The following is a 21,349-nucleotide window of genomic DNA, read 5'->3' as shown; positions in this document are numbered from 1 at the left end:
TTTTCGCCCTCATGGGCTGGAGGATCGGCGCAGATCTTCGACGCCCTGCAGGCCTAACCGCTCGAGGTGCTCGAGCAGCCCCCGGTTCAGCTTCCTGAGCATGAACGGGCCTTCGTAGACGAATCCGGTGTATACCTGGACCAACGAGGCCCCCGCTTGCAAGCGCTCGAGCACGTCCTCTGCGGTAAAGATCCCGCCCACCGAGATGATCGGGAGGCGGTCTTGGAGCTGTCGGCGCAGATACCGCAAGACCTCCAGGGAGCGCGCCCTGAGCGGCCTACCGGACAACCCGCCGGCCTCGTCAAGGGGAGTTTTCAGGCCAGCTCGGGCCACGGTGGTGTTGGTGGCGATGAGGCCGGAGAGCCCGTAGCGCTCGGCCAGCTCGAGGATCTCGTCTACCTGCTCCCAGGACAGGTCGGGGGCGATCTTGAGCAAGACCGGCTTGGCTTCCGGCTGGGCGCGGGCAAACCCCATCACCGCCCCCAGCAGCTCCTCCAGCCGCTCCCGCTCCTGCAGCTGCCGCAGCCCCGGCGTGTTGGGCGAGCTCACGTTGATCGCGAAGTAATCGCCATAGGGCCAGAGCCGCCCCAGGCTTTTGAGGTAGTCGGCGGAGGCCTCCTCGAGCGGGGTGAGCTTCGATTTCCCCAGGTTGATCCCCAAGGGAACCGGCACCTTGCCGTGGATCTGCTGCCAGCGCTCGAGCCGGGCCGCAATCACCTCCGCGCCGTCGTTGTTGAAGCCCATGCGGTTGACGAGGGCCTGGTCCTGGGGAAGCCGGAAAAGCCGGGGCTTGGGGTTCCCCGGCTGGGCCAAGGCCGTCACGCTGCCGATCTCGACGTAGCCGAAGCCCAAAGCGGGCCAGGCGGGAACGGCCAGGGCGTTTTTATCGAAACCCGCCGCCAAGCCGATGGGGTTAGGGAACTCGAGCCCCCACAACCTCACCTTGAGCCGCTCATCTCGCACGCCAAACAACGCCGACAGCAGCTCGAGCCGGGGCCGCCCCCCCGCCGCAAAGGCCAGGAGGTGCATGACCCGTTCGTGGATGGTCTCGGGGTCTTGGCGGAAGAGCCAGGGTCTTATCCGTGCGTACATCCGGCGCATGATACCGCGTTTGTGGGGGCTGACTCCCCCGCCACCGCCATACCCGCTAGACTGGGCAGCGTGAAGCGTCTTTTCGTCGTGCCCCTTTTAGGATTGCTGGCGGCTTGTACGGCTCTCCCCTTCAGCACTTCGATCAAGGATTACGATACCAAAGTCGCCTTAGTCGGCACCAGTACGGTCGTCCTGCAACGAGCCCAGCTCGACCAGCGGCCCGGGGTGGCCCTCAAGAGCATCGAGATCGTGGGCAACGTCACCTACCAGCAGCAGGACGTGACGCTTGAGTTCTACGCCGCCGACCAGCCTCCTTGCGGAACTGCGTTCAGCGGAGTTTACACCTGCCCGGCCAACAGCCCCAACCTCGAGAGCATCGGCCAGGTCAACTTCTCGAGCGGGGCCACCCAGCCCTTTACCTGGCAAGGCAGCGAGCTTACCTCGGGGGTGAATAAAGGGGAGCTTTACCTGGGGGTGCGCCTCAAGAGCGGCCAACTCGCCGGAGGAACCCTCCAGTTCCGCAACATGGTCGCCAAGGTAGCGGTGTTTTAAGGCCTCCCCACCACCTAACCAACGCTACCTAAGCGCTGGCGGGCTGCGTTTTTGCGGGCCAGTTCGGCTTTGGCGCTCTCTCCGACCCGCTCGAGCAGCTGGGCCTGTTTGAGCCAGTTGTAGGGGCTGCGCGGTTTGACGCTGATCCGCTCGCCGAGGAGGGCCTGGGACAGCGCATACTCCCCCCCGCGGATAGCGGCCTCGAGCAGAGTCCGCAGCACTGCATCGCGCTGGGCGTGGCTGCCGCCGAACTCGTGCAGCCGGCGGCGGATGGGGTACAGAAGCTCTACTACCCGGCGGTACTGGCCGCGTCCAAAGGCCAGGATAGCCCGGCACACCGGCAGCCCGATCTCGCGGGTCATCCGCACGTTGCTGACGTGCTCAGGGGGATGGGTCTGGAGCCAGCGTTCCCGGCTGGTGATGAGTTCCTCGGCCTCCCTCTCGAGCCCCGCCCCCACGAAGGCCATGACCATATGCATATCGTTGAAGGCGTAAAAAGCCGGTTCTACCTTGCGCTTCCAACGCTCGGCCTGGTCCGCGAACCGGGGGCGCAGGTCGTGGCCCTCGAGGTAAAGCCGCCAACATAACGCGGTGGCGTCCAGTAGGGACAGCGCCACCCCGGCATTATCGGCGGTGAGCAGTACCGTGTCGTGGATCGCCAAGGCTCGCTCCTCCTCCCCGGCCTCGAGGGCGTAGAGGGCATAGTGCCACCAGTTGTGCAGGATGAAGTAGTTGCCGCTGGCCCAGTCCTCGCGGCGCTGGTCCATAAAGCGCATCCCCTGGGCGAAGCGCCCTTGCATCTCGTAGGTGTGGGTCACCGCGTGGATGCCCCACACGTCCTTGGGGTTGCGCTCCACCGCTTCCAGGCCCACCTCCTCGGCCCGCTGGTAATGCCCGGTCTCCTCGAGGCCAAAGGAGAGCATCCCCAGCAGGTTGGGGTAATGGCGATCCTCGGGGGTCCAGGCATACATTACCCCAGCCAGCCGGTCCCGCAGCATCTCGGCGTTCCCGGTGAAGAAGTCAATCTGGTGACCCACCGCCAGGGCCAGGGTATCGCGAGGATACGCCAGCGAGATCTCGGCCAAAAGCTGCCCGGCCCGGTGAAAGTCGCCCTCGAGCAGGGTCCAAGCCGCCCGCAGGTGCATCCGCTCGCGCTCGCTCAGCCGGGAAAGGTCGGCGCGGGCTAGGTAGGCCGCCAGCACCGCCTTGGCGGCGGCGGCATCGGCGGGTTCGGTACCCAGCACGCCGACATAACCCTTACAGGCATAGCCCAGGGCAAATTCGGGGTCGGCTTGAATGGAGCGCTCGATGTCTCCCACCAGGTCCCCGCGGAAATGCAAGAAGTCATCGAGGGCCTGGTCAAAATACCCCAAAGCCGCAGGATCAGCAGCGGTCACGGGGTTGCCCGCACTATCGACCAGGGACATAGCAACCCCTCACATCCGCGCGGGCTGAACTCTACCGCACCTGCGGGAAGCCCAGGTCCACCTTGGAGGTGCTGGGATCGGGCCAGCGGCTGGTGACCACCTTGGCGCGGGTGTAGAACTGCACGCCTTCGGGGCCGTACATGTGCAGGTCGCCGAAGAGGCTGGCCTTCCAGCCGCCGAAGCTGTAGTAGGCCACCGGCACCGGAATGGGCACGTTGATGCCCACCATGCCTGCTTCGACGTCGAACTGGAACTGGCGGGCCGCGCCGCCGTCGCGGGTGAAGATGGCGGTGCCGTTGCCGTAGGGGTGCTCGTTGACCAGCTTGAGGGCCTCCTCGTAGGTCTTGACCCGCACCACGCTCAGCACGGGGCCGAAGATCTCCTCATCGTAGCACTTCATGCCCGGCTTGACGTTGTCGAGGAGCGAGGTGCCCAGGAAGAAGCCTTCGCGCTCGCTCACCGGATCTTCGCGGCCATCTACCACCACCGTGGCCCCTTCCTGGGGGGCGTTCTCCACGTAGGAGGCCACCCTGTCGCGGTGCTCCTTGGTGATGAGGGGTCCCATCTCGCTGCCCTCCTCGAGCCCCGGCCCCACCTTGATCTTGGGCATGCGCTCTTTGATGGCCTCGATGAGCGGGTCGGCCACCTCGCCCACCGCCACCACCACGCTGATGGCCATGCAGCGCTCGCCCGCCGAGCCATAGGCCGCCGAGACGGCAGCGTCGGCGGCCATCTCGATGTCGGCGTCGGGGAGCACCACCATGTGGTTCTTCGCCCCGCCCAGGGCCTGCACGCGCTTGCCGTGCTTGGTGCCGGTCTCGTAGATGTACTTGGCGATGGGGGTCGAGCCTACGAAACTGATGGCCTTGACGTCGGGGTGCTCGAGGAGGCGATCTACGGCCACTTTATCGCCCTGAATCACGTTGAACACGCCGTCGGGCAGACCTGCTTGCTGGAGCAGCTCGGCCAGGTACAAGCTGGCCGAGGGGTCTTTCTCGGAGGGCTTGAGCACGAAGGTGTTGCCGCAGGCGATGGCGTTGGCAAACATCCACATCGGCACCATGGCGGGGAAGTTGAAGGGGGTGATGCCCGCCACCACGCCCAGCGGCTGGCGGATCTGGTAGACGTCCACCCCACGGCTGACCTGCTCGGAGAAGCCCCCTTTGAGCAGGTTGGGGATGCCGCAGGCGAACTCGACGTTCTCCAGCCCCCGGGCTACCTCGCCCAGGGCGTCGGGGAGGGTCTTGCCGTGCTCGAGGGTGATGAGTTCGGCGATCTTGCGACGGTTAGCGTCGATGAGCTCGCGGAACTTGAACATGATCTCGGCCCGCCGGGAGAGGGGGGTCTGCCGCCAGCCCTTGAAGGCCCCCTTGGCCACGGCCACCGCCTGGTCCACCTCCTCCACGCTGGCGAAGTCCACCGTGGCCTGCTGGACCCCGGTAGCCGGGTTCCACACCACCCCGCTGCGCCCGGAGCTGCCCTCCACGACTTTTCCGCCGATCCAGTGTGACACGCGCTTGATGCCCACCTCAGGTTCCCGAACTGCCATTTCGACCTCCCAAAGATGCCTTATGGTAGAACCTGGGCCGAAGCAGTGCAATGGACAGTGTGTCCATGCGGCTACAACCCCCCGGCGGGAACGTGGTTACGCAAGCGCACATCTATATTGCACACATGCCCCACCAACCACTTGCTCAGCACTTCATGCAGCTCCCGCAGCATCGCCACGTCGGCTTTTCCGCGCGCGGCATAACGTTGAGCGAAGTCGTTATAGAACGCCAGAAGTTTGTCGTGGGCTTCCTTATTCTTTCGGGCTATGGGGCATCCCCGTAGCGTCATACACAGCTCTTCATAGGCAAAGTGGGTGTTTATGTAGCTTTCCAAAAAGATCAAAAGATTCTCCACCTCATCTTGATCCAATACCTCACCCGCCTCGAGCATGCGCTCGAGGCGGTTCACCCGATCAAACAAGGTGCGGTGCTGCCTGTCGATGCGCATCTCGCCCGTTTCATAGCTGGGGCTCCACTCAATCGCCACGATTTCCACCCCCTCCACGAGCAAGTGTGCAAAAAAAGCCTGGGAGGAATGTCCCCCAGGACCGACCGCCAAAACCGCGCGCTAGACGAATCCGCACCGGTTTGGCGGATCAATCGGCGGCTACCGCTCCCAACGTCTGGTCCACCAAGGCCAAGGCCTCCTCGTAGATGTCCAGGCCGTACTTCAGCTCCTCTCGGGTGATGACCAAGGGCGGGCAGACCCACAGCATGTTGAAGCGGCTGAAGGCGTAGACGTGCTTGGACTTGAGGTATCCGGCCAGCTTTTGCATCTCGGGGCTAGTCCCGCCCCAGGGGGCTAAGGGCTCCTTGGTGGCCTTGTCGCGCACGAGCTCGAGCACGCTGAACAGTCCCTTGTAGCGCACATCGCCCACGCAAGCGTACTTGCGCTTCATGGCCTCGAGCCGCTCGGCGAGGTAGCGCCCCTGCACCTCGGTGTTCTCGAAGAGGTGCTCCTCCTCATACACCGAGAGGTTGGCCACCGCCGCCGCGCAGGAGACCGGGTGGCCCGAGTAGGTCAGGCCGCCCCAGAGCATGTTGTTCTCGAAGTAATCGGCGATGGGCTGGCTCACGATCACCGCCCCTAAGGGCATGTAGCCGCTGGTGAGGCCCTTGGCGCAGGTCACGATGTCGGGCTTGATGCCGTAGTGCTGGGTGGAGAGCCACTTTCCCGTGCGCCCGAAGCCCGACATCACCTCGTCGGTGATGAGCAGGAGGCCGTACTTATCGCACAGGGCGCGCAGCTTGGGGTAGTAATCGTCTGGCGGAACCAGAAGGCCGTTGGAGCCGGTAATGCCCTCTACCATGATCGCCGCGATGGTGTGCGGGCCTTCCATCTGGATGACCTCTTCGATGTGGCTCACGCACTCGCGCTTGCAGCTATCGGGGGTCTTGCCAAAAGGGCAGCGGTAGCAGTAGGGGTCGAAGACCCGCACGATGCCGGGGATGCCGGGCTCCACCGGCCAGCGGCGGGGATCGCCGGAAGCGGTCATGGCGCCCATGGTGGCCCCATGGTAGGAGCGGTAGCGGGTGATGATCTTGTCGCGCCCGGTGAAAAGCCGGGCGATCTTCATGGCGTTCTCGTTGGCCTCGGCCCCGCCCAGGGTGAAGAAGCTCTTGGCCAACCCGGTGACCTCGGCCAGCTTCTTGCCCAGCTTCCCGCGCGGCTCGGTGGCGAAGGAAGGCCCGGCGAAGCAAAGTTCATCCACCTGGCGCTTGATGGCCTCGAGTACCTTGGGGTGCTGGTGCCCCACGTTGATGTTGATGAGCTGGGAGCTGAAGTCGAGCCACTTGTTGCCGTCGCCGTCCCAGAACCACACCCCCTGGGCGTGCGTCATGTGGATGGGGTTGGCCTGACTCTGCACCGACCAGGAGAAGAGGGTGTAGTCGCGGTTCTCCTGGATGATTTCCGACGAGGGGCGTTCCATCAAAGACCTCCTGTGCCTTGGTTCCCCCAATGGTAGCCCCGCTAGGTGAAAGGATGCAATGGACAGTGTGTAAAAGCCGGGGGGTCTGGTACGCCCGCGACTTAGGTCGTACGTCGTACGCTAAACGCGACTTACGTCGTACGTCGTACGTCTTACCCTAAACGCGGGGGTAGATTCCCTACCCCGCCTACCGGCGGCGAAGGAAGCGTCTCGGGACGGGCGGTGCCCGTACACCCGGAGGACGATCCCCTGTCGGGACCGGCAGGGCCGGTACACCCAGAGGTAGATTCCTTTCGGGACGGAGCAAGCTCCGTACACCCGGAGGTAGATTCCCTGTCAGGACGAGCAAAGCTCGTACACCTAGGGGTAGATTCCCTACATTCTAAGCCGGCGAAGCCAAGATTACCGCTTGAGCAGCTCGAGCGCCACCCACAGCCCCAGCCGACGCTCGGTGCTGTCGAGGTCGCCCAACATGCCCTTTAGCTGCTCCAGGCGGTAGTAGATGCTCTGCCGCCGCACCCCAAGCCGCCGGGCCGTTTCGGCGATGTTGAACTGCGAAGCCAGCAGGGCCTCGAGCGTCGAGAGCAGCGTCGAACGCGGGCGGCTGGGCAGGGAGAGGATGGGGCCGAGCTGGCGCCGGAGGAAGCCCTGGCTCCGGCCCGTTTCGATCAAAGCGTCCAGGAGGGACTCGAGCAAGGGCTCCTCTTCCCCCGCCCCATGCGGGCGCAGGATGCGCTCGTGGGCGGCGCGGGTGAGGTCGGCGAAGCGGACCTCCTTCCGGAAGACCAAGATGGGGAACTCGAGCAGCCGCGCCGTTTGTAGCAGTTCGGCGGGCACCTCCCGCATCCACTGCACCAGTTCCAACGCCAAGCCGTGCGCCCCGGCCTGGGCCAGCGCGCGCAGGTAGGTGACCTGGGCTTCCGGGGTGGCTCGAGCCAGCTCCAGCCCCGTGGAAAGCAGCAGTTCCCCGCCCGACAAAAAGCGCCAAGCGTCCATGACTTCCGCGACGTGAACCCAGGTGATGAGCTGGTCGAGGCGGGAATGGCCCGACAGGAGTTCCGCCCCAGCGAAGGCGGGCAGCTCGAGGATCTGACGCAGGGTAGGCAGGCTCATAAACCGATGTGCGCCCGCAGTCTATCGCAAAAAGCCCCTGCTGAGGGGTACCTCACATGGAGGAGCCGGTCCTACGGTATGATTCCCAAGGGAACGATGTTTTCCCTACAGGTCGATTAGGAGGCCCAAGATGAAAAAGCTCTGGATTCGCTTGGCAGTCCCGATAACCCTGGGAGTCCTCAGTCTCGGTTCGGCCCAGACGTTGCAAGAAGTGCAGCAGGCTAGAGAAGAGGCCCGCAAGGTCTACCCCAATGGCTTCTTCGACCTGGCCCCCTGGAAGGCGGCGGTGGAAAAGGCCGAGGCCCTGGTGGCCAAGGAGCCTGGCAACCTCGCAGCCTTGCGCTTGCTGGCGGAGCTGTACGGCGAGACCAAGTTCTCCATTCGGGCCTGGAACGCCTGGAGCGACTACCGCAGCAAGGGGGGCGAGTGGGATAGCGCCGCGCGCACGGCGGCTGCCCAAGCGGCGCGTCAGCTGGCCTTTTACGCCAAACAGCGCAACGACCCCGCCGAAGCCGAGCGCTGGGCAGCCCAGGCGGCCGCGGTGGAAGCAGGGCAGTGATCCTACTGGGGCAATGCCCATATCAGGATGTTGCCGGAATTGCTCGTGGTGTAGAGCAGGTTCTTGCGGAAGTACACGCTGTTGAGGGTGGCGGTATGCCCCACCCAGACTCGGTTGAGCCTGGGGGCCTCGCCTGGCGCCAGCTCCCAAAGCCGCACGGTACGGTCGGCGCTGCCGGAGGCTAGCCACCGGCCGTCAGGGCTGTAGGCTAAGCTGCTCACCGCATCCGTATGCCCTGTTAGGGTGGCGACGAGCTGGGCTCCGCCGGGTGTCAGCAGGTCGTAGATCATCACCTCTCCGCTATCCCGGCCAGCCGCTAAAAAGCGGCTGTCGGGGCTAAAGGCCATGGCGTAGACCGGCCCTCCGCCGAGCTGTAGCTGATTGACCAGGCGGGTGTTGGCCAAGTCCCAAAACTCCACCCCGCCGTTGGATCGCCCCACCACCAGGGTGCGGCCCGAGGGAGAAAACGCCGTAGAGAACAGGAAGCTCGAGGTCTGCCACCTCTTTAGGGGCTTCCCGCTGGCGACGTCCAGCAACATGGCCTCGCCCCCCAGCTGAATCACCAACAGGTGTTTGCCCGAGGTGTCGAAGGTCACCGCCCACACGCTTTTGGCCAGTTTGAAGTTCTTGAGCTCTTTGCCGCTGACTGCATCCCACAACCGTACAGTGGCGTCTCCCGAACCGCTGGCAATCCATTTGCCGTCGGGGCTATAGGCCACAGAGCGAATATACTTGGTGTGCCCCTTGAAAACGCGCACCTCCCGGGCCGCCCCCAAGTCCCACAAGCGTAGAAGCCCGTCGCTTCCACCCACCGCTAGCCAGCGGTTATCGGGGGCGATGGCGCTGTCATAAAGGCCGGGGGCTTTGGTGTTGAGGCTTAAGGTAACCCTAGGGTCGAAGCGCTCGAGAGTAGCCTCGAGGGGAGAGGGAATGGGTCCTTGAAAGCTGCGCTCGTACTGCAAAAAGGTACCGTCGTTCTGGCTCGCTCGGATGCTAATCTTACTTTTGCCCGAGGGCATGGGCAGAGTTACCTGGGGGCAGGTTCCCACTTGGATCCCGTTGAGGAGAATGGGGGCGGCCTCCAACGAAGCTCCTTGAAAGAGGCACCGGATCTCGAGGCTGGTTCCTCCTTGGGCCAAGGCCCCAAAACCCCACAGAAGCGCCGCCCATAGGTAACGCCTGCTCATACCCCTAGTCTGCCAAGCGATCCGGGTTTCCGCGGTGCATATGCACCGTAGGATGTATGCGGCGCGTCCTAGCCGTTCAACATCCATTGCATCGTCTTACTGGCCAGCCGGTCGAAGGCCCGCACGGCGAGCTCGAGGTGCTCCTCCTTGGTGTCCTCGATCTTGTTGTGGCTGATCCCGTAGAGGGACTGGACGAACATCATCACCGTGGGAATCCCTGCGCGGGCCACCTCCGCCGCATCGTGCAGCGGCCCGGAGGGTAGCCGGTGGGAGACGCCCGCCACTTCGCGGATGGCCTCGTCGCAAAGCTCGATGAGGTGCGGATGGAAGGGGATGGGTTCGATGTTCCAGATACGGCTCCACTCCACGGTGCAGTTTTCCTCTTTGGCAAAGCGCTCGCTGGCCTCGCGAGCCTCGGCCAGCATCTGGGCCAGGACGTTCGCGTCGAGGTCGCGCTGGTCGAGGGTGCACTCGCAGCGCCCCACCACCGCCGTGACGATACCGGGATAGGTCTTGACCGAGCCCATGGTACAGACTGCATCGGGGTGTTTCATGGCGATGGGGCGGATCTCCAAGGCCAGCTTGGCCGCCGCCGCCAGCGCGTCCTTCCGCGCGGTCATGGGGGTGGAGCCGGAGTGCGCTTCCTGGCCGTAGAAGGTGATCTGGTGGCGCTCGACCCCTTTGGTCCCCAGCACCACCCCTAGGGGCAGCCCCAATCTCTCCAGCACCGGCCCCTGTTCGATGTGCAGCTCGAGGTAGGCCGCTGCGTTCTTTTGCTCCTGGGCCGCTTCGGGAAAGCGGTCGATCTCCACGCCGCAGCGCCTCAGGGCATCCTCGAGCCGCACCCCCTCGCGGTCGGTGCGGCCCCGGTCGGCCTCGATGGTGTGGGTGCCGGCGAAGGCTGACGAACCCAAAAGGCTGCGCCCAAAGCGGGCCCCCTCCTCGTCGGCCCAGTCCACCAGGCGCACGGTGACGGGGGGTCTACCCCCGTACTCCTCGGCGATGCGGCGCAGGACCTCGAGCGCGGCCAGCACATTGAGGCAGCCGTCTAGCCAGCCGCCGTTCGGCACGCTGTCGAGGTGGCCACCCATCAAGAGAGCCTGCTCGCTCTCCCCCCTTAGCGTGACCCAGTTGTTCCCGGCGGCATCCTGATGGAACTCTACCGGCAACCCCTCGAGCTTTGACCTGAACCACTCCCGCGCCTTGAGCCAAGTATCCGTCCAGGCTACCCGCTGGGCCCCGTTCTCGTCGCTGGTGAGGGCGCGGAGTTCCTTGAGTTCGGCGATGGTGCGCTGTGGGTTCAGACTCATGCGTATACCTCCGTATCCCCCTGGAGCGCTCGAAGCCTGAGCGGAGCCGACCCACCACCGCCCATTCCACTCGAGCCAGACCCTCAGGGACTCACCAAAGTTCTACACCCGGCATGGGCAAAAATGCCAGGGGCCCCAAAGCCGAGGGCGGCCTCGAGGCCGCCCTACGAACACGACAACCACCTCAAACCCGAGCTCGTATGCCGGCGACTTGATCGTTGGAACCCTGGGCTGACCTCACGTCCCACGCCATACGCCGCATGTCGAACGCAGAATGTGCGGGGAGCTCGTTTTAGCGGAACGAGGCCCCGAAGATGAGCCGCCCGTAGGAGCCGCCGTTGAAAGAGAAGAGGTTTTCGCCTCCTATAAAAATCCCCGTACTACGGTCTATGGCGAACTCGATCCCCAAGTCGAGGTTGATCCCGAAGTCCACCCCGCCGCTCGAGAGCAGCGCGCCAAGCCCTCCCCCTACGTACGGGCTGATCCCCCGCAGGTCCCGGTCAAACTGGCCCAGATCCGGCTTGAAGAGGAGGTTTCCTCCCAATAGAAAGCCTACGTTACTGCGCAGCACGATGTCCCCGTAAAGCTGCGCCACCAAATTGCGCTGCAGATCAGCCTCGAGCCCCAAGCCCAGCGTCGGCGCAGGGACCGATATCCTAAACTGAAAAGCTCGCTGCGCCAACGCGCTAGGAGCAATGAGGGCTAGCAAGACCAAGAAAAGCCAGATTCTCTTCATGACGTATTCCTCCTGCATCTTAGCTGGGCAGCAGCTTTCCCAGCCACCGCGGGCCTAGTCTATCCGAGCCCGGGCCATAAGGCCAAGTAGACCTTGGTTGGCCTTGCTCTCATAGAACTTTCAAGACAGCCCAACCGCCAGCGACGCCCTCTCACGCTTCGCTAAGGCAGGGCATATACAGTGTCGGTGATGAAACGTTTGGCATGGTTTATCCCCATCCTTCTCGGCGTCATGATCGCTGCAACCCCCTTGGTCGCCCAAAACCGCCCGGTGCTGCGGGTCGGCTTCCTTGACTCGGAAAAGGTCATTCAGGCCCATCCACGCTACAAGGAAGTCCAGGCCGTGCTCGATCAAGCCAACAAGGAGCTCAAACCCCTCACCGATCAGCTCGTCCCGCTGCAGCAAAAGATCCAGGCCGGGACCGCCACCGCCAAGGAACAGCAGGACTTCCAGACCCTGCGCAACGCCTACCAGCAAGCCAGCCAGAAATGGAACGAGCGCCGAGCCAAAGCCCTCGAGCCCATCACCAAAGAAATTGACGTACAAATCGACAAGTTCGCCCGCGCCCAAGGTTTTGGGATCATCTTGGACCGGCGGGTAGCCTCCAGCAGCGGGCTGGTGCTCTACGGCGACGACTCCCTCGACGTGACCGACGAGATCATCAACGCGCTCAAATAAAAACTTTACTTTCCAAAACGGCGCGGGCCTAGTTCCGCCGCCGTTTTTCGTGGAGCAGACCAACCTCTCACCGGCCCTTAAGCGGAGCTCGCTAAAGTGCCCCCATGAAAGGATTCTTGCGCTTCGTCCCCGTTTGGCTCGGTTTTGTGCTGGTCGCCTCCCCCCTGGTAGCCCAGCATCAACCGGTGCTCAAGGTGGGGTTCATGGATTCGCAAAAGGTGGTGCAAGCCCACCCTCGCTACAAAGAGATCCAGGCCGTGATCGAACAGGCCCAAAAAGAGCTAAGACCCCTGGAGGACCAGCTCAAGGCATTGCAGCCAAAGATCCAGGCCGGGAGCGCCACCGCCAAGGAACAGCAGAACTTCCAGACCCTGCGCAACGCCTACCAGCAGGCTAGCCAGAAGTGGGCCGAGCGTCAGGCCAAAGCCCTCGAGCCCATCACCAAGCAAATAGACGCGGAAATCGCCAGATTTGCCAAAGCCCAAGGCTTCGGGATCATCCTGAACCGGCAGGTGGCGGCGAGCAGCGGGCTGGTGCTCTACGGCGACGACTCCCTCGACGTGACCGACGGGGTCATCAAGGCCGTCAAGGCCATCAAGTGAACTGAAGCGGGCGGCTTGCCCTCCTCGGGCGCGCCGGGCCAAATACACACACTACTATCTATGTGTATGACCCACAACATACTGCATGCTAGAATTTAGCCGATGGCTAAGCCGAAGCCCAAAGCCAAAGACAGGCGGGGTGAAGCTGACCCCACCAGCCGCCATCGCGACCTCGAGGCGCTGGCCCTATTCCTCTTCGGCTTGGCCGTTTTTCTGGGGTTTTATCTGTACGCCCCCGCCGCTTTGGTGGGTGATCTGGGGGCCTGGGTGCGCCACTTGCTCTATGGCCATGTTGGGGTGGCGTCGTACTTGCTCCCCCCTATCTTGGTGGGTTGGGGTTTGCTGGCCGTGCTGGGCAAGCCGGTGCGGACCTTCTTCTTCTGGGCAGGGCTGGTCCTGTTGGGGGCGCTGGTAACTACCCCGCTCTTCACCGCGCTTAAGCCCGGCTTGGGCGGCGAGCTGGGCCGGGTCACGCTGGAATGGCTACGCCAACACCTGGGGGCGGCGGGGCTATTGGTACCGCTGCTGCTGCTGACGGGGGTGGTGGATCTGATGCTGCGCCAGACCCCTGGTAAGCTCGTAGCGATGGGTATCCGACGCGGTGGCCAGGCCGGAGGTCGGGTCTGGCGCGCCTACCGGCTATCCCGACAGGCCACCCGCTTACTGCGGCAGGCCCGCCTCCTCCGCGAGCGCTATCCCGACCACAAGGCCATCGCTGCCCTCGAGCGCGACCTCGTAACCTTCCTCAAGGCCCCCCGCGACGCGGATACCCTAGCCGGGTATCGGAGCACGCTGGAGGGCTTCCTGAGCGAGCGGGCCCAAGAACTCATCGCCCAGATCAACGCCGAGCCCCGACCGCTGCTTCCCCGGCTGGAAGGGCTGACCCAAGCCCTAGCCGCTCCGGTGAGCGGGAGCGGAGAGCTAGCCAAGGCGCTGGAGGAGCGCCGAGCAGCCCTCAAGCTGGAAACCTCTGCCCTGAGGCAAAAGGCCCTCAGCCTGAACAAAGCCGCCGAGGTGGCTGGGAAATCCCTGGGCGGCCAGCTCGAGGTACAAACGCTTTTTTCTGCTTGGGAGCGTCACCGGGCACGCCTGGAGCAATGGGCTGAACTCGACGGGTTGATCCCCGAGCTAGAGGAGCGCACCGATGCCTGGTTACGCTGGGTAGAGTGGCTGGAGGGTACCCCCGAGGAGGCCCATCCCGGCGGGTTGCGCATCCTCTTGGCGGGGGGCCTCACCGCCTCGCCCCCCGCCTGGGTGGAAGCTCCTAAGAAGCCCCCTGAGCCTGGGCCCCAAAACCTCCTGGAAGGCGACTCCCCGCTCGACCTCGACATCGTCTTCCCAGACCCTTTGCAAGAGCCGGTAACACAGCCAGTAAAACCAGCCCTGGCCCCCAAAACGAGCAAATCCCTCCCCATGCGGGGTTCGCCCCAACCCGCCTCCACTGCCCTCACCCTTCCCGACGTCAAGTTGCTGGACCCGCCCGAGCCGCCTAAATACGACCCCAAAGCCCTCGAGGCCGCCACCCGCCGAGTGGCCGACACCATAGACGCTACGCTCAAGAGCTTTGGCATCGAGGCCCGGGTAGTGGCTTGGTCGCGCGGGCCCACCGTCACCCGCTTCGAGCTCGAGCCTGCCCCCGGCGAGAAGATTAGCCGGGTGGCCAACCTGGCCAACGACCTGGCCCGGGCCCTGGCCGCCGGATCGGTGCGCATCGAGGCCCCCATCCCCGGCAAAAGCGTCATCGGCCTCGAGGTGCCCAACGCCGAACGCGAGCTGGTGCGCTACAGCGAGGCCATAAGCCACGCCAACTTCGCCCGCAGCCGAGAACGCTTGCCCCTGGTGCTGGGCAAGAGCATCGACGGCGAGATCTGGGTGCGCGACCTGGCCAAGATGCCCCACCTCCTCATCGCCGGCTCCACCGGCTCAGGCAAATCGGTGGCGATCAACACCCTCATCAGTAGCCTGCTGTTCAAGTTCTTACCCACCGAGCTGCGCTTCTTGATGATCGACCCCAAGATGGTCGAGCTCACCCCCTACGAGGGCATCCCCCACCTCATCCGCCCCGTAGTGACCAACCCCGCCGACGCCGCTGGGGTGCTGTTGGGGGCGGTGGCCCACATGGAGCGGCGCTACAAGATGATGAGCCAGGTGGGGGCGCGCAACCTCGAGCAGTTCAACGAGAAGATGAAGGCCATAGGTGAGCCCGCCCTTCCCTACCTCGTCATCGTCATCGACGAGCTCGCCGACCTGATGATCACCGCTCCCAAGGAGGTCGAGCAGGCCATCTTGCGCCTGGCCCAGATGGCCCGGGCCACCGGGATGCACCTGATCCTGGCCACCCAGCGCCCCTCGGTGGACATCCTGACCTCCTTGATCAAGGTCAACATCCCCGCCCGGATGGCCTTCGCGGTCTCCTCAGGCTTCGACAGCCGCACCATCCTCGATACGGTGGGCGCCGAGCGGCTGGTAGGCCAGGGGGACATGCTCTTCCACCAGCCGGGGTTGCCCAAGCCGGTGCGTCTGCAAGGGCCCTTCCTCTCCGAAGGCGAGGTGCACCGCATCGCCGACTTCCTGCGCGCACAAAGCTTCGAAGACTCCTTCGGGGAGCGCTACGGCTCGGACTTTGACGGGCCACCTCACCTGGGCTCTGACGGCGGGGGCCCCTCGGGCGAGGTGGACTTTGGCGATCCCCTGCTCAAGAAAGCTGCCGAGATCGTGATCGAAGAGGGGTATGCCTCGGTGAGCCGCCTGCAACGGCGGCTGTCGGTGGGGCACGCTCGCGCAGGGAAGTTGGTGGATGCCCTCGAGGCCATGGGGATCGTCGGCCCCCACCAGGGTTCCAAGCCGCGGGAGGTACTGATCACCAGGGATCAGCTGGGCGAGTACTTCGGGCGGGACGCCAGTTAGCCCATCGGGGGTGTTTAGGGCTTCGGCAACAGGTACTCTTCGAAGCGAGCTCCCCGCGCCTCTGACGTTCGACGCATGGCGTTTCGTGTACGCCGTAGGGCGTAAGATGCCGAGCATACCCGGATTAAAGTCCCTTGCATCGGGCCCAGATATCCCGCAGCATGTACCTATGCGGGCGAGACACTGGATCATCGGGCTTTCCTTCCTGCCCTTCCTGCTCCAGCTCTTAGGCTGGGCCAAGACCCCGCTGGGTGGCGGGCTGTGCGGGGCTTTGGGGCCACTCGATCCTTTTTCCGCGCAAGCTCTTTATGCCCAGCTGTTCTTCCTGGGCATGGCTTTACAGATCGCTTTCGCCTTTTTTCTGATTCTGATCGATCTGGGTCTGATGGCCGAGCGAAACCCCGCGGTACCACGGGTGTACCGAAGCGGCGTATGGCTCAACAGCGGGATTCTAGCCCTTTTCCTGTTGACCCGCAGCCTGGGGCTCCCCTTCCTCACCCCTCTGGGATGGTTACAGGGCGACACCGCCCCGCTCGATGGGGTAAGCGCCCTGATGGCAGCGTGCAGCTTCGTCCTGGTGGGGCTGCTGTGGCCAGGCTCCTCCTCTACTCGTCCTGTGGTAAGATGACGGCTTGTGGCAGGCGAAGGTGTCCCCGAGCAAAATATACCCCAGGGCATGCCTGGAGGCCGCTGGGTAGCCGAGATCTATGGCTGTAACCTCGAGGTGTTAGAAAATCCACGCCTGGTCGAGGCCGTTCTCAAGGACGCGGTGGTCAAGCTGGGGGCACCCACCGCCTCGGTGCATGGAGTGGTGTACAAGTTCTACCCCCAGGGACTCTCGGCAGCCGTGGTAAGCCCTGTAGCCGCAGTCATGATCCATACCTGGCCCGAGGACGACGCCTCGGCAGCGTTGGATTTGTATTTCTACCAATCCGGGGTGAACCCCGAAAGTGTCTTACGAGGGCTGGCTCGGGCCTTCGGGGCGCGGGAGGAGTCTTCGTTCGAGTATTGGCGCCCCACCGAGCGCGAGATCAAACGGCATCACCCGCAAGAGGGACAACAAGCCTAGCGGTAACCCTGGGGTGAGGGTCTTTAGGCAAGCTCGACTGACCTTTCAGGAGGCAGCGTATGGAATACGGAATGTACTACCTCGAGCAGGTCACTCCCTTTGAGGCTATCTCCCGACGCATGAACAAAGTGCTGGCTTCGGGGCGAACCCGCTTTCAGGATTACTTCATCTTCGAGACCGGGGCTTTTGGCAAGGTCCTGGTGCTCGATAAAGACGTACAGTCTACGGAGAAAGACGAGTATATCTATCACGAAACCCTGGTACACCCGGCGATGCTGGCCCACCCCGAGCCCAAGAGCGTTTTTATCGTCGGAGGCGGCGAGGGAGCCACCCTGCGCGAGGTCTTAAAGCACAAGACCGTCGAGCGCGCGGTGATGTGCGACATCGACCAGGAGCTGGTGGAGATGGCCAAGACCCTGTTGCCAGAGTGGCACCAGGGAGCTTTTGACGACCCTCGGGCCACAGTGATCACCCAGGACGCCCGGGGCTGGCTCGAGGCCCACCCCGAGACCTACGACGTGATCCTCATCGATCTCAATGACCCTGTCGGCGAGGACAACCCGGCCCGGCTGCTCTTCACGGTGGAGTTTTACGAGCTGGTAAAACGGCGGCTCAACCCCGGCGGAGTAGTCGCCATGCAAGCTGGGATGCTGCTCCTGACCCACCACCAGCAACACCCCGTCATCCACCGCACCGTGCGTGAGGTGTTCCGTCACACCCGCAGCTACCATAATTACATCCCTGGCTTCTTCCTCAATTTTGGTTTTATTCTGGCCTCTGACGCTTTCGATCCAGCCGCTTTTTCCGAAGGAATCTTGGAAACCCGCATCCGCGAGCGCGGGCTAGGGCTGCGCCACCTCAACGCCTCCTTCATCGAGGCCATGTTTGTGCTGCCCAAGGATCTGCTCGAGGCTATCCAGCAGGAGAATATGGTTTCCACCGACGCCTCACCGTTCTACCTGACGGAAGAGGGCGAAGCCCGCCAAGCTCCCTACCGCCCTTGAACTCGGCTAGCCAACAACCAATTTCTTTTCTCAGAAATCTCGGTAGAATACGGTGATGCAGAAGGCTAACCAGAACCCTCAGCGCGGGCTGTTTATCATCGTCGCGGGGATCGCCGTGGTCCTCGCGATCGTGCTCTTTGTGTTCTTACGCCCCAAACCCGCTGCCGCCGATCCTGCGGCTGGAGCCCGCTTCGTCTTCGGTTCCCCAAGCGCCAAAGTCACCATCGTGGACTTCTCTAACTACCTCTGCCCCCATTGCGCTGACCACGCCCTGCGCAACGTGCCAGAGATCTTCCGAGACTATGTGGACACCGGCAAGGTGCGCTATATCTTCCGCGACTTCCCTTTCACCGGCCAGGACAACGTGATCCGGGCAGGGGAGGCCGCCGCTTGCGCCGCCGATGCTCAGCGCTACAGGGAGTATCACGAGGTGCTGTTCCGCGCCCAACAGCTATGGGGTGGGTTGAGCGGAGCCGCACTAGATCAATTCTTCGTTGACTTGGCCAACCAGTTGGGCATCCCCTCAGGGCCTTTTGCCGACTGCTTGCGCTCGGGGTCCAAGCGGGCTGGGGTGCTGGCCGATCGTGACCTCACCACCCAACTTGCCCTGCGCGGCACCCCCACTTTCTATGTCAATGGCCAGCTTTACGCCGATGGCTACGTGCCTTACGAGACATGGAAAGAACGCATCGAGAATGCCCTGGCAGGCAAGACCAGCGCTCCCTCGCAGAGCGGGGAAAGCACCCCGGCACCTAAACAGCCTTAGCTAGAACCCAAAGCCAGTGGGTTTGCCTACGACGTGCAGCGTACCACCCCAACTTTTCCCTGCTGTGGTACGTCCCAGGTTGAACGTCCTACGTCGTACGTCATACGAAGGGGATCGGTCCCTCGGGTGTACGGAGCTTGCTCCGTCCCGATAGGGGATCGTCCCCTAGGTGTACGGCGGTACTCCGTCCCGAGACGCCACCCCACGGCTTACGCCGAAACAAGCGTCTCACTTCGCTCGGCGAAAGAAGCGTCACCCCACGGCTTGCGCCGAAACAAGCGTCTCGCTTCGCTCGGCGAAAGAAGCGTCTCCTTCGCCGCCGGTAGGCGGGGTAGGGAATCTACCTCTGGGTGTACAGCCATAGGCTGTCCCGAAGGGAATCTACCTCCGGGTGTACCGGCTCTGCCGGTCCCGATAGGGGATCGTCCCCCGCGTTTAGCGTCTGGCGTTTTGCGTATTGCGTAAGACGTACAGCGTACGACGCCGGTAAATGCCATAAGGGATTGGTTACCCCCATGCTATCGCTTTCGATTCCCCGCGCCAGAAGGCGGCTCCCCCCGACTTCCGCCGGTCGAGGAAGATCTCCACGGGGTTGCCGTCGGGGTCCTGCAGGATGAGCACGTGGGCGATGCCGCGATCCTCGAGGGTGTGTCGTATTCCCTCGAGCTCCATAAAGCGCCGGGCGGCCATAAAGTCTTCCTCCGAGGCCACCGCGAAGCCCAGGGTCACCGGCCCCCCGGGCTCCCCTTCGGTGAGGGCCAGCTCAAAGTGGGCGTCGTTTTCCGAGGAGACCAAGAGCGCGGTCTGCTCAAAGCGTTCTGAGAGCTGCAAATCCAAAAACCGGGTGTAAAAGGTCACAGCGGCCTCGAGTTGCCGCACCCTGAGGTGGACGTAAGCGAGCCGGGTCAGGTACATCCAAAGTATTGTCGAGGGTCGGCGGTCGGACGTCAAACACCCTGGCGCCGAAGCGGCTATATGCTCTTCGCATGAGTGCTTTCCTCGCCGCTAGTTTGTGTGGGATCACCTTTGGGCTGGTCTTCTGGCGTCTGAACTTGCCCGGTGGCCCGGTGGTGGGGGCCATGCTCGGCACCGCGGCCTACCAGCTATTCGCCCCGGCTAAGGCTACGACACCGGACGGGATGGACCTGTTGGTACAGCTCGCCGCCGGGATCCTGATCGGACTTGCCTTCAACCGCGAACTCCTGCACATCGCCCGGCAGGCCCTACCCTGGGCGGTGGGGGCAGCCCTGGCGCTGATCGGCCTGGGGGCTGGCCTGGCGTGGATCCTTGATCGGTATACCGGCATCGGCCTCGTTACTGCTTTATTCGGGCTAGCCCCAGGAGGGATCACCGGGATGGGGGTGCTGGCCCAAGCCGAGGGGGGTAGGCCGGCTTTGGTGGGGGTTTTCCACACGGTGCGGATCCTCCTGACGTACTTGTTGGTGCCCCTACTAGGGCGACTCCTAAAGCCCTAGACTTGGGGTATGAGGATCGAATTTCGCGAAAACGGACCCATCGTCCTCGAGACCGGGGGCCGCTACACCTACCGCCAGGGCGGGCTCGAGCAGGGCAGCGAAAAAAGCCGGGTCTCCCTGTGCCGCTGTGGGCAGTCGTCCAACAAACCTTTTTGCGACGCTACCCATAAGCGCATCGGGTTCGTAGCCCCGGCAGCGGTGATCGAGCTGGACGAGCAGACCTTGCTGGCTGGCGATTGAGCAGAAACACACCACGCTACAGACCATCCGAAGATAAGCTATCGGCGGAGGTTTTTATGCCAATGCGCTATCGCAAACTAGGTCAGTGGGGCGTTAAGGTCTCGGAGATCTCGCTAGGAGCTTGGACCACCTACGGGGATGCGGTGAAGGACTTTCAGACCATCCGCGAGATCGTGCGCATGGCCTACGAGAACGGGGTCAACTTCTTCGACAACGCCGATGTATACGCCAAAGGCCAAGGCGAGGAGCTGATGAGCCGAGCCCTGGCAGACTTTCCCCGCCACACCCTGGTGATGTCTACCAAGGTGTTCTGGCCGATGTCTGACGACGTCAACGACCGGGGGCTCTCCCGCAAGCACGTGGTGGAATCGATCGGCAAGAGCCTCAAACGCATGGGAACCGATTACGTCGACCTCTACTTCTGCCACCGCTACGACCCCGAGGTACCCATGGAGGAACTGGTACCTACGATGTCGAACTTGATCGACCGGGGCTGGGTGCTCTACTGGGGTACCTCGGAGTGGCCTGCCGCGCGGATCGCCGAGGCGGTGAGCTTCGCCCGGGCCCACGGCTTCCACCCCCCGGTGGTGGAGCAGCCGCAGTACTCCATGCTCTACCGCGAGCGGGTGGAGAAGGAGATCCTCCCCGAAGCTGAGCGGGCTGGGATGGGCCTGGTGGTCTGGAGCCCGCTGGCCCAAGGGATGCTCACCGGCCGCTACGACCAAGGCATCCCCGAGGGAAGCCGCTTCGAGCGCTACCCACAGTTCGCCAGCCGCTACATGACCGAGGAAAACCGCCAGAAAGTGCTGGCGCTGCGGGAGGTGGCGGGAGAGTTGGGTCTGACCCGGACCCAGTTGGCCCTGGCCTGGGTGCTGCGGCACAAGGGGGTGAGCAGCGCGATCACCGGAGCCAGCAGCCCCAAACAGCTTCAGGAAAGCCTCGGAGCGGCCGGAGTGGATCTGAGCCCGGAGGTGGTCGAGCGCATCGAGCAAATTCTCAACCCTAGCGAGCCGCGCGGCTAACGAGCTGGTCCCTATAGCGCTTGGCTAACGCCTCGGCACCGCCAAGGGCCGCTACTCCCCTTCGTACGCAAAACGTGGGGGATCGCCCTCCTTTGGCGGACTTAGCCGGGGGGGCTGATTTATACTCGA

General features: G+C 63.6%; 22 protein-coding genes. 12 read left to right on the top strand and 10 right to left on the bottom strand.

The features are described from left to right. Positions 1–9: 9 nt before the first annotated feature. Positions 10–1,080 carry a quinone-dependent dihydroorotate dehydrogenase gene (locus DNA98_RS06715; RefSeq protein WP_370444436.1) on the bottom strand — a complete coding sequence of 357 codons (1,071 nt, stop codon included), beginning with the start codon at positions 1,078–1,080 and terminating at the stop codon, positions 10–12. A gap of 81 nt (positions 1,081–1,161) precedes the next feature. Between DNA98_RS06715 and DNA98_RS06710 the strand changes: the two genes are divergently transcribed. Next, complete coding sequence (locus tag DNA98_RS06710) at positions 1,162–1,644, top strand: hypothetical protein (RefSeq protein WP_110528009.1); 483 nt, start codon at positions 1,162–1,164, stop codon at positions 1,642–1,644. A 14-nt stretch (positions 1,645–1,658) separates the two neighbouring features. Here the strand turns inward: DNA98_RS06710 and DNA98_RS06705 are convergent, their stop codons facing one another. The 5 genes from DNA98_RS06705 to DNA98_RS06685 form a co-directional block, all read right to left on the bottom strand. Then, positions 1,659–3,071 carry a tetratricopeptide repeat protein gene (locus DNA98_RS06705; RefSeq protein WP_110528006.1) on the bottom strand — a complete coding sequence of 471 codons (1,413 nt, stop codon included), beginning with the start codon at positions 3,069–3,071 and terminating at the stop codon, positions 1,659–1,661. Between the two features lie 31 nt (positions 3,072–3,102). Further along, positions 3,103–4,620: a CoA-acylating methylmalonate-semialdehyde dehydrogenase gene (locus tag DNA98_RS06700; RefSeq protein WP_110528003.1), complete on the bottom strand. Its 1,518-nt coding sequence runs from the start codon at positions 4,618–4,620 to the stop codon at positions 3,103–3,105. A gap of 71 nt (positions 4,621–4,691) precedes the next feature. Continuing rightward, on the bottom strand, positions 4,692–5,117 hold the full coding sequence (locus DNA98_RS06695; RefSeq protein ID WP_233493118.1) for a bacteriohemerythrin: 426 nt from the start codon (positions 5,115–5,117) through the stop codon (positions 4,692–4,694). A gap of 100 nt (positions 5,118–5,217) precedes the next feature. After that, positions 5,218–6,552, bottom strand: coding sequence for an aminotransferase class III-fold pyridoxal phosphate-dependent enzyme (locus DNA98_RS06690; protein WP_110528000.1), 1,335 nt, complete (start codon positions 6,550–6,552; stop codon positions 5,218–5,220). 402 nt (positions 6,553–6,954) lie between these two features. Next, a complete protein-coding gene (locus tag DNA98_RS06685; protein ID WP_110527997.1) occupies positions 6,955–7,665 on the bottom strand; it encodes a PucR family transcriptional regulator in 711 nt (236 codons plus the stop codon). A 130-nt stretch (positions 7,666–7,795) separates the two neighbouring features. On the opposite strand from DNA98_RS06685, the gene DNA98_RS06680 reads away from it, so the two are divergent. Continuing rightward, positions 7,796–8,224, top strand: a complete 429-nt coding sequence (locus DNA98_RS06680) for a hypothetical protein (RefSeq protein WP_110527994.1) — start codon at positions 7,796–7,798, stop codon at positions 8,222–8,224. A gap of 2 nt (positions 8,225–8,226) precedes the next feature. Here DNA98_RS06680 and DNA98_RS06675 read toward each other — a convergent pair whose 3' ends face one another. The 3 genes from DNA98_RS06675 to DNA98_RS06665 all read right to left on the bottom strand — a co-directional run bounded on the left by DNA98_RS06675 (position 8,227) and on the right by DNA98_RS06665 (position 11,457). After that, positions 8,227–9,411 carry a WD40 repeat domain-containing protein gene (locus tag DNA98_RS06675; RefSeq protein ID WP_158531615.1) on the bottom strand — a complete coding sequence of 395 codons (1,185 nt, stop codon included), beginning with the start codon at positions 9,409–9,411 and terminating at the stop codon, positions 8,227–8,229. 68 nt (positions 9,412–9,479) lie between these two features. Next, complete coding sequence (locus DNA98_RS06670) at positions 9,480–10,721, bottom strand: Zn-dependent hydrolase (protein ID WP_110527988.1); 1,242 nt, start codon at positions 10,719–10,721, stop codon at positions 9,480–9,482. Positions 10,722–11,013: 292 nt separating this feature from the next. Then, complete coding sequence (locus DNA98_RS06665; RefSeq protein ID WP_110527985.1) at positions 11,014–11,457, bottom strand: hypothetical protein; 444 nt, start codon at positions 11,455–11,457, stop codon at positions 11,014–11,016. 189 nt (positions 11,458–11,646) lie between these two features. On the opposite strand from DNA98_RS06665, the gene DNA98_RS06660 reads away from it, so the two are divergent. The 7 genes from DNA98_RS06660 to DNA98_RS06630 all read left to right on the top strand — a co-directional run bounded on the left by DNA98_RS06660 (position 11,647) and on the right by DNA98_RS06630 (position 18,483). Next, the gene (locus DNA98_RS06660; protein WP_110527982.1) at positions 11,647–12,135 is read left to right on the top strand and encodes an OmpH family outer membrane protein; all 489 of its coding nucleotides are present in this window, start codon (positions 11,647–11,649) and stop codon (positions 12,133–12,135) included. 104 nt (positions 12,136–12,239) lie between these two features. Further along, positions 12,240–12,737 carry an OmpH family outer membrane protein gene (locus DNA98_RS06655; RefSeq protein ID WP_110527979.1) on the top strand — a complete coding sequence of 166 codons (498 nt, stop codon included), beginning with the start codon at positions 12,240–12,242 and terminating at the stop codon, positions 12,735–12,737. Positions 12,738–12,839: 102 nt separating this feature from the next. After that, positions 12,840–15,644, top strand: coding sequence for a DNA translocase FtsK (locus DNA98_RS06650; RefSeq protein ID WP_110527976.1), 2,805 nt, complete (start codon positions 12,840–12,842; stop codon positions 15,642–15,644). Between the two features lie 169 nt (positions 15,645–15,813). Continuing rightward, a complete protein-coding gene (locus DNA98_RS06645) occupies positions 15,814–16,272 on the top strand; it encodes a hypothetical protein (protein WP_174720028.1) in 459 nt (152 codons plus the stop codon). 48 nt (positions 16,273–16,320) lie between these two features. Next, positions 16,321–16,713, top strand: a complete 393-nt coding sequence (locus tag DNA98_RS06640) for an S-adenosylmethionine decarboxylase family protein (protein ID WP_110527973.1) — start codon at positions 16,321–16,323, stop codon at positions 16,711–16,713. 59 nt (positions 16,714–16,772) lie between these two features. Then, positions 16,773–17,717 carry a polyamine aminopropyltransferase gene (speE, locus tag DNA98_RS06635; RefSeq protein WP_110527970.1) on the top strand — a complete coding sequence of 315 codons (945 nt, stop codon included), beginning with the start codon at positions 16,773–16,775 and terminating at the stop codon, positions 17,715–17,717. 55 nt (positions 17,718–17,772) lie between these two features. Further along, complete coding sequence (locus DNA98_RS06630; RefSeq protein WP_110527967.1) at positions 17,773–18,483, top strand: thioredoxin domain-containing protein; 711 nt, start codon at positions 17,773–17,775, stop codon at positions 18,481–18,483. 507 nt (positions 18,484–18,990) lie between these two features. On the opposite strand, the gene DNA98_RS06625 is transcribed toward DNA98_RS06630, so the two are convergent. Next, entirely contained in the window at positions 18,991–19,398 is a 408-nt protein-coding gene (locus DNA98_RS06625) for a VOC family protein (RefSeq protein ID WP_110527962.1), read from the bottom strand. Between the two features lie 8 nt (positions 19,399–19,406). On the opposite strand from DNA98_RS06625, the gene DNA98_RS06620 reads away from it, so the two are divergent. The 3 genes from DNA98_RS06620 (at position 19,407) to DNA98_RS06610 (ending at position 21,220) form a co-directional block, all read left to right on the top strand. Beyond that, positions 19,407–19,958 (top strand): AbrB family transcriptional regulator, encoded by a 552-nt coding sequence (locus DNA98_RS06620; protein ID WP_255418280.1) that lies wholly within the window; start codon positions 19,407–19,409, stop codon positions 19,956–19,958. A 9-nt stretch (positions 19,959–19,967) separates the two neighbouring features. Beyond that, the gene (locus DNA98_RS06615; RefSeq protein ID WP_110527956.1) at positions 19,968–20,198 is read left to right on the top strand and encodes a CDGSH iron-sulfur domain-containing protein; all 231 of its coding nucleotides are present in this window, start codon (positions 19,968–19,970) and stop codon (positions 20,196–20,198) included. A 62-nt stretch (positions 20,199–20,260) separates the two neighbouring features. Then, on the top strand, positions 20,261–21,220 hold the full coding sequence (locus tag DNA98_RS06610; RefSeq protein ID WP_110527953.1) for an aldo/keto reductase family protein: 960 nt from the start codon (positions 20,261–20,263) through the stop codon (positions 21,218–21,220). Positions 21,221–21,349: the final 129 nt, after the last annotated feature.

The organism is Meiothermus sp. Pnk-1, assembly GCF_003226535.1.
Taxonomy (GTDB): Bacteria; Deinococcota; Deinococci; order Deinococcales; family Thermaceae; genus Allomeiothermus.
Note: the sequence above shows the minus strand (reverse complement) of the source record. Positions and strands in the feature narration are given on the sequence as shown.

Coding starts and splice junctions, on each gene's coding strand:
- DNA98_RS06615 (WP_110527956.1), top strand. CDS start 19,968: ATGAGGATCGAATTTCGCGAAAACGGACCCATCGTCCTCGAGACCGGG.
- DNA98_RS06700 (WP_110528003.1), bottom strand. CDS start 4,620: ATGGCAGTTCGGGAACCTGAGGTGGGCATCAAGCGCGTGTCACACTGG.
- DNA98_RS06660 (WP_110527982.1), top strand. CDS start 11,647: ATGAAACGTTTGGCATGGTTTATCCCCATCCTTCTCGGCGTCATGATC.
- DNA98_RS06610 (WP_110527953.1), top strand. CDS start 20,261: ATGCGCTATCGCAAACTAGGTCAGTGGGGCGTTAAGGTCTCGGAGATC.
- DNA98_RS06670 (WP_110527988.1), bottom strand. CDS start 10,721: ATGAGTCTGAACCCACAGCGCACCATCGCCGAACTCAAGGAACTCCGC.
- DNA98_RS06650 (WP_110527976.1), top strand. CDS start 12,840: ATGGCTAAGCCGAAGCCCAAAGCCAAAGACAGGCGGGGTGAAGCTGAC.
- DNA98_RS06630 (WP_110527967.1), top strand. CDS start 17,773: ATGCAGAAGGCTAACCAGAACCCTCAGCGCGGGCTGTTTATCATCGTC.
- DNA98_RS06685 (WP_110527997.1), bottom strand. CDS start 7,665: ATGAGCCTGCCTACCCTGCGTCAGATCCTCGAGCTGCCCGCCTTCGCT.
- DNA98_RS06645 (WP_174720028.1), top strand. CDS start 15,814: ATGCGGGCGAGACACTGGATCATCGGGCTTTCCTTCCTGCCCTTCCTG.
- DNA98_RS06705 (WP_110528006.1), bottom strand. CDS start 3,071: ATGTCCCTGGTCGATAGTGCGGGCAACCCCGTGACCGCTGCTGATCCT.
- speE (WP_110527970.1), top strand. CDS start 16,773: ATGGAATACGGAATGTACTACCTCGAGCAGGTCACTCCCTTTGAGGCT.
- DNA98_RS06655 (WP_110527979.1), top strand. CDS start 12,240: ATGAAAGGATTCTTGCGCTTCGTCCCCGTTTGGCTCGGTTTTGTGCTG.
- DNA98_RS06690 (WP_110528000.1), bottom strand. CDS start 6,552: ATGGAACGCCCCTCGTCGGAAATCATCCAGGAGAACCGCGACTACACC.
- DNA98_RS06665 (WP_110527985.1), bottom strand. CDS start 11,457: ATGAAGAGAATCTGGCTTTTCTTGGTCTTGCTAGCCCTCATTGCTCCT.
- DNA98_RS06640 (WP_110527973.1), top strand. CDS start 16,321: ATGCCTGGAGGCCGCTGGGTAGCCGAGATCTATGGCTGTAACCTCGAG.
- DNA98_RS06625 (WP_110527962.1), bottom strand. CDS start 19,398: ATGTACCTGACCCGGCTCGCTTACGTCCACCTCAGGGTGCGGCAACTC.
- DNA98_RS06675 (WP_158531615.1), bottom strand. CDS start 9,411: ATGAGCAGGCGTTACCTATGGGCGGCGCTTCTGTGGGGTTTTGGGGCC.
- DNA98_RS06680 (WP_110527994.1), top strand. CDS start 7,796: ATGAAAAAGCTCTGGATTCGCTTGGCAGTCCCGATAACCCTGGGAGTC.